Origin of the sequence: Dietzia sp. B44, assembly GCF_014145245.1 — a bacterium.
In the GTDB taxonomy this organism is placed as follows: domain Bacteria; phylum Actinomycetota; class Actinomycetes; order Mycobacteriales; family Mycobacteriaceae; genus Dietzia; species Dietzia natronolimnaea.
Genome location: NZ_JAALEF010000027.1, coordinates 1 through 5,421, shown reverse-complemented (window position 1 = coordinate 5,421; position 5,421 = coordinate 1). Strand labels below are relative to the sequence as shown.

5 protein-coding genes and 1 pseudogene are annotated in these 5,421 nt (G+C 70.7%); 2 read left to right on the top strand and 4 right to left on the bottom strand.

Features of this window, described 5'->3' with window-relative positions:
• The 4 genes and pseudogenes from G6017_RS16620 to G6017_RS01320 form a co-directional block, all read right to left on the bottom strand.
• Nucleotides 1-97 (bottom strand): annotated as a pseudogene (locus tag G6017_RS16620) (MBL fold metallo-hydrolase); the annotation flags it as partial.
• Nucleotides 97-897, bottom strand: a complete 801-nt coding sequence (locus tag G6017_RS01330; protein ID WP_179523769.1) for an ABC transporter ATP-binding protein — start codon at nucleotides 895-897, stop codon at nucleotides 97-99. The gene G6017_RS01330 and the pseudogene G6017_RS16620, both read right to left, overlap by 1 nt.
• Nucleotides 894-1,922, bottom strand: coding sequence for a FecCD family ABC transporter permease (locus tag G6017_RS01325; RefSeq protein ID WP_179523768.1), 1,029 nt, complete (start codon nucleotides 1,920-1,922; stop codon nucleotides 894-896). Before G6017_RS01325 ends, G6017_RS01330 begins: the two co-directional genes overlap by 4 nt.
• Complete coding sequence (locus tag G6017_RS01320) at nucleotides 1,919-2,854, bottom strand: ABC transporter substrate-binding protein (protein ID WP_182615542.1); 936 nt, start codon at nucleotides 2,852-2,854, stop codon at nucleotides 1,919-1,921. Before G6017_RS01320 ends, G6017_RS01325 begins: the two co-directional genes overlap by 4 nt.
• Nucleotides 2,855-3,152: 298 nt before the next feature.
• Here G6017_RS01320 and G6017_RS01315 point away from each other — a divergent pair, with 298 nt between their 5' ends.
• Both G6017_RS01315 and G6017_RS01310 read left to right on the top strand, forming a co-directional pair.
• Nucleotides 3,153-3,569 carry a carboxymuconolactone decarboxylase family protein gene (locus G6017_RS01315; RefSeq protein WP_182615540.1) on the top strand — a complete coding sequence of 139 codons (417 nt, stop codon included), beginning with the start codon at nucleotides 3,153-3,155 and terminating at the stop codon, nucleotides 3,567-3,569.
• Nucleotides 3,570-3,621: 52 nt separating this feature from the next.
• A complete protein-coding gene (locus tag G6017_RS01310; protein ID WP_182610385.1) occupies nucleotides 3,622-5,256 on the top strand; it encodes a long-chain fatty acid--CoA ligase in 1,635 nt (544 codons plus the stop codon).
• The last annotated feature ends 165 nt before the right edge of the window (nucleotides 5,257-5,421 follow it).

Sequence of the window (5,421 nt, the reverse complement as noted above, 5' to 3'; positions counted from 1 at the left end):
CCTCCCCGCGCCGCAGGGCGTCGAGGCAGGAGTCGCAGCGGCAGAACGGGTTGGGCCACCCGTCGGCGGCACCCGTGCCCAGCAGCACGACCTCCATCAGGCCCCCGGCTCCCGGAGCGGCAGGACGGCGCGGCCGTCGGGGCGGTCGAGGACCTCGACGCGGGCGTCGTACACCTCGGCCACCCGTTCGACGGTGAGCACGTCCTCCCCGGTGCCGTCGGCGACGATCCGGCCCTCGTCGAGCAGGACCACGCGTTCGCCGTAGTGCGCGGCGGAGGTGAGGTCGTGCATGGCGGCCACCACGGTGAGTCCGCTCTCGCGTCGCATCGAGTCGACCAGCTCGAGGACCTGCTGTTGGTGCCCGATGTCGAGGGCGCTCGTCGGCTCGTCCAACAACAACACCCGGGGCTCCTGTGCCAGCGCCCGGCCCAGGACCACCCGCTGGAGCTCGCCCCCGGACAGCGTGGTGGCGATGCGCGGGGCGAGGTCGTGCAGCGCGAGTCTGTCGATCACTCCCTCGACGACCTCGTGGTCGTGGGGCGACTCGGTGCCGAAGCGGGGGATGTGGGGTGTGCGGCCCAGCCGGATCAGCTCCCGTGCGCTCACGCCCTCGGGCACGACCGGGCGCTGTGGCATGAGCGCCACCATCCGGGCGACCCGCCGTCGCCCGGCCCTCCGTGGCGCCAGACCCATGACCTCGACCTCCCCACGGGACGGGATGAGCCCGGCCATGGCGTAGAGCAGCGTGGTCTTGCCCGAGCCGTTCGGCCCGACCAGGGAGATCCAGGTCCCGGTGGGCACGACCAGGTCGATCCCGTGCAGGACGGGCACGGCGTCACGGGCCACATGGAGACCGCGGCAGGACAGGGCTTCGCCGGCGTCCGGGGCGGAGGTCATATGAGCCCCCGGCTCCGACGCAGGACGAACAGGAAGAACGGGGCCCCGATCGCCGCCGTCACGACCCCGATCGGCAGCTCGGCCGGGCTCACCGCGGTGCGGGCCACGATGTCGGCCAGGACGAGGAAACTCGCGCCGACCAGTAGGGACAGCGGTAGGAGTAACCGGTGGCCCGGGCCGATCACCATCCGCACGGCGTGCGGGATCACGATGCCGACGAATCCGATCAGGCCGCTCACGGACACGACCGCGGCGGTGCCCAGCGTGGCGACGCTGATGAGCACCAGCCGCACCCGGGCCGGGGCGATGCCGAGGGTGGAGGCCTCGACGTCACCCACCGCCATCACGTCGAGGGTGCGCCGGAACAGGGCGATCACCGCGACCGAGACCAGGACGTACGGCAGCACGGTCAGCACCTCGGACCAGCCGCTGGTCGTGAGCCGGCCGAGCATCCACGAGTACACCTGCCTCAGGGTCTCGTCGTTGCGCTGCATGAAGAAGGTCTGGATGGCGCTCGCGAACGCGGCGACCGCGACTCCCGCGAGGATAATCACGACCTCGGTCCGACCGCCACCGACACTGCGGCCGAGGGTGTAGGTGGCCATCACCGCGATCATGCCGCCGACGAACGCCGCCGGGGGCACCATCGCCGAACCCATGGCCCCGCCCACGACGATCGCCAGCGTCGCGCCGAGCCCGGCGCCGCTGGAGACACCCAGGAGATAGGGGTCGGCGAGCGGGTTGCGGAACACGCCCTGATAGGTCGCGCCGGCGATCGCCAACATCGCGCCGACGATCCCGCCGAGCACGACCCGCGGGATCCGGATCTCCCACAGGATCACCTGCTGGCGAGGCGAGAACCCCGAGTCGACGTGCACGAACGGCAGTCGCCCGACCAGCTCGAGCAGGACTCCCCGCGGGGTGAGGTCGGCGGGACCGACCAGCGTGCCCGCCACCAGCGCCACGAGGAAGAGCACTGTCGCTCCGCCCAACACCAGGGCGTGGCGGGGCGACGCACGGGTCACGAGGCAGGTTCCCTCTCGGGCTGTGATTCGTTCACAGTCAGTGTGGAGATGATCCCGGCCACCTCACGCATGAAGTCCACCACGCGCGGGCCCCACCGGCTGGCCAGGTCCTCGTCGACCACGAAGACGCGGTCCTGCCTGACCGCGGCGAGCTCGCCCCAGCCGGGACGCTCGGCCACGACCTCCGGGGTGATCCCGCAGCACTGCCCGTCGGCGAGCATCACCAGGTCGGGGTCCGCCTCGAGGATCAGTTCCTCGGACAGCTGCGGGTAGGCGTCCTCGCCGGTCGCGATGGAGGTCAGCCCCAACAGGGAGTACACCTCGCCGATGTACGTGTCGTCGGTGACGGTGTAGTAGGTGTCGTCGAGCTCGTGGAAGTAGGTCAGCGGGGTCTCACGCCGGGGGACCGAGGCCACGATCTCGTCGATCTCGCCCCGCATCCGCGAGACCAGCTCGGCGGCCTCGCCGACCGTGCCGGTGGCCGCGCCGACCTGTTCGATCTGGGTGTAGGTGTCGTCCAGGGTCCGTGCGGCGGGGAGCAGCAGGACCTCGACCCCGGACCTCTCGAGACCGGAGACGATGTCGCCGGTGTCGTCCGTGGCCACGACCAGGTCCGGCTGGTACCCGAGGATCGCCTCGAGGTTCGGGGTGTAGCCCGACAGGTCGGTGACCGGCGCATCGGCGGGATAGTTCGAGCGTTCGTCCACCGCGACCACCCGGTCGCCGGCACCCACGGCGTAGAGCATCTCGGTGGTGGTGGGGCTGAGCGAGATGATCGCCTGCGGCTCGCCGGAGGCGGCGGCGCCGCCGGTCTGGTCTGCCTCCGGGTCGTCCGCCCCGGAGCAGGCTGAGGCGATCAGCGCGACTGCGGTGAGGACGGCGGCGAACCGGGAGCGGGCTCGGGGCGTGGTCCGGGCTCGAGACAGGTGCATGACATCCTCCGGGGATCGCCAGGACGAAAGCAGCTCGGCAGCGACGCGGACGCCGCGGCACGCAACCGTCCTTCGTGCGAGGTCAGTTCGTACGGTGCCGCGGTACCGGCCGACCCGGCGCGCCCGCTCGGGGCGGGATCACAGTTGCGCGGGCATCGTCGGATTCACACCGACTTCCGCCGGGCACCACGGGTGTCCGGCGGGGGAGCCGGACCCTCCGAGGGTAGCCGACCCCCGGGTCGACGGCAGGATGGGCCGTGACCACCCTCCGACACCCACCGACAGGAAGGACCACGAGATGACGACGACGAACGGTTCAGGCGAGGGGCCTTCGGCCGCGGAACTCCGGTCGCGGGGTTTCGCGACCCGGCGCGGGGTGATGGGCGACGCCTTCGTGGACCGCGCGATGGGCCGGGCCGAGGGGACCGCCTCCGAGGCCCTCCAGTACGTGGTCACCGAGAACGTGTGGGGGAATATCTGGGACCGTCCGGGACTCGGGCGCCGCGACCGCAGCCTGTTGAACATCGGCATGCTCGTGGCGTTGCGGGCGAACGCCGAGTTGGCCGGTCACGTGCGCGGCGGCCTGACCAACGGCCTCACCCGCGAGGAGATCACCGAGGCCGTGATCCACGCCTCGGGGTACTGCGGGGCGCCGGCGGCCCTCTCGGCCATGAAGACGGTCCAGGAGATCTTCGACGCCCTCGACGGCAGGTAGGGTCGTATCCAGAAGTGACCCCCGACACCCCCCTGAGTGAGGAGCCCCTCGCATGCGCAGCACCATGCAGCCGGAACAGCTGAACATCAGTACCATCCTGACGTTCGGCGCGACCGTCCACTCGGACGCGGTCGTCACCACCTGGACCGATCAGGGCCCGCGGAAAGTCACGTTCGGCGAACTCGGGAAGCGGGCGGCCCAGCTCGCCCACGGGCTGCGTTCGCTCGGGATCGACGCAGACCAGCGCGTCGCGACGTTCCAGTGGAACAACTCGGAGCACATGGAGGCCTACCTGGCCATCCCGTCGATGGGCGCGGTGCTCCACCCCCTGAACATCCGGCTGTTCCCGGACCAGCTCGAGTTCGTGGCCAACCACGCCGAGGACAAGGTCGTCATCGTCGACCCGAGCCTGATCCCGCTCCTGCAGCCCCTGCTGCCGCGGTTCTCGACCGTCGAGCACGTGATCGTCACCGGCGGCGGTGCGGCGAACCTCGAGGCCCCGGAGGGCGTGCAGGTGCACGACTACGAGGCGCTTCTGGCGGCCCAGCCCACCGAGTTCGAGTGGCCCGAGGTCGACGAGAACTCCGGCGCCGCGATGTGTTACACCTCGGGCACCACGGGCGATCCGAAGGGCGTCGTCTACTCGCACCGGTCGATCTACCTCCACTCGATGCAGGTGTGCATGTCGGACGGGATGGACATCTCGCTCGACGACAACGTGCTGGCGATCGTCCCCATGTTCCACGCGATGTCGTGGGGGCTGCCGTACGCGGCGTTCCTGGTGGGTGCCTCACTGCTCATGCCCGAGCGCTTCCTGCAGCCCGAGCCGCTGGCCGCGATGATCGCCTCCGAGCGGCCGACCCTGGCCGCCGCCGTCCCCACGATCTGGCAGGCCGTGGACGCGTACAGCGTCGATCACCCGATCGACATGTCGAGCTTCCGTGCCGTGGTCGTGGGCGGCAGCTCCTGCCCGCCCGCGCTGATCCGCAAGTTCAAGGAGAACTACGGGATCAACATCATCCACGCGTGGGGCATGACGGAGACCTCGCCCATCGGCACGCTGTCGCGGCCGAAGGCGGACCTGCCGGAGGAGAAGCAGTTCGACCTGCGCACCACGCAGGGCCGGTTCATCGCGGGGGTCAAGGCCCGGATCGTCGACGACGCCGGCCAGGAAATGCCCTGGGACGGCGAGTCCGTGGGTGAGCTCCAGGTGCGCGGCCCCTGGATCACGGGCAGCTACTACAAGGTGGAGAACTCCGACTCGTTCGACGACGGCTGGCTGCGCACCGGCGACGTCGGCTACGTCCGCCCCGAGGCGTTCCTGCAGCTCACCGACCGTGCCAAGGACATCATCAAGTCCGGCGGCGAGTGGATCTCCTCCGTGGAGGTGGAGAACTACCTCCTCGAGCACCCAGCCGTGGCCGAGGCGGCCGTGATCGGGATCCCCGACCCCAAGTGGGACGAGCGCCCGCTGGCCACGATCGTGGTCAAGGAGGGCGTGGCCGACCCCGACGTCGAGGACCTGCGCGCGCACCTCGAGTCCAGGATGGCCAAGTGGCAGGTGCCGGAGAAGTTCGCGTTCGTCGACGAGATCCCCAAGACCTCCGTCGGCAAGCTCGACAAGAAGCGCATCCGCGTCTCGCACTCCGACGGTGAGCTCACGGTGGTCAACGCCCTGGAGAAGTAGCCCCCGGTCGGGCCGCCCCACCGGTCCGGTCCCGCCCCAACGAGAAGAGCGTTCCGCGCACATCGCCCGAGAGGCAGGTGCGCGGAACGCTCGTCTCGTTGGAGCGGCGGCGGCTGGACGGGTCGCGGCGGCGATTGGGCGGGTTGCGCGCGCGGGTCGGGCGGG

Bases quoted from the DNA above. Each gene is read 5' to 3' on its own strand.
- G6017_RS01330 (WP_179523769.1), bottom strand. From the start codon at position 897: ATGACCTCCGCCCCGGACGCCGGCGAAGCCCTGTCCTGCCGCGGTCTC.
- G6017_RS01320 (WP_182615542.1), bottom strand. From the start codon at position 2,854: ATGCACCTGTCTCGAGCCCGGACCACGCCCCGAGCCCGCTCCCGGTTC.
- G6017_RS01315 (WP_182615540.1), top strand. From the start codon at position 3,153: ATGACGACGACGAACGGTTCAGGCGAGGGGCCTTCGGCCGCGGAACTC.
- G6017_RS01310 (WP_182610385.1), top strand. From the start codon at position 3,622: ATGCGCAGCACCATGCAGCCGGAACAGCTGAACATCAGTACCATCCTG.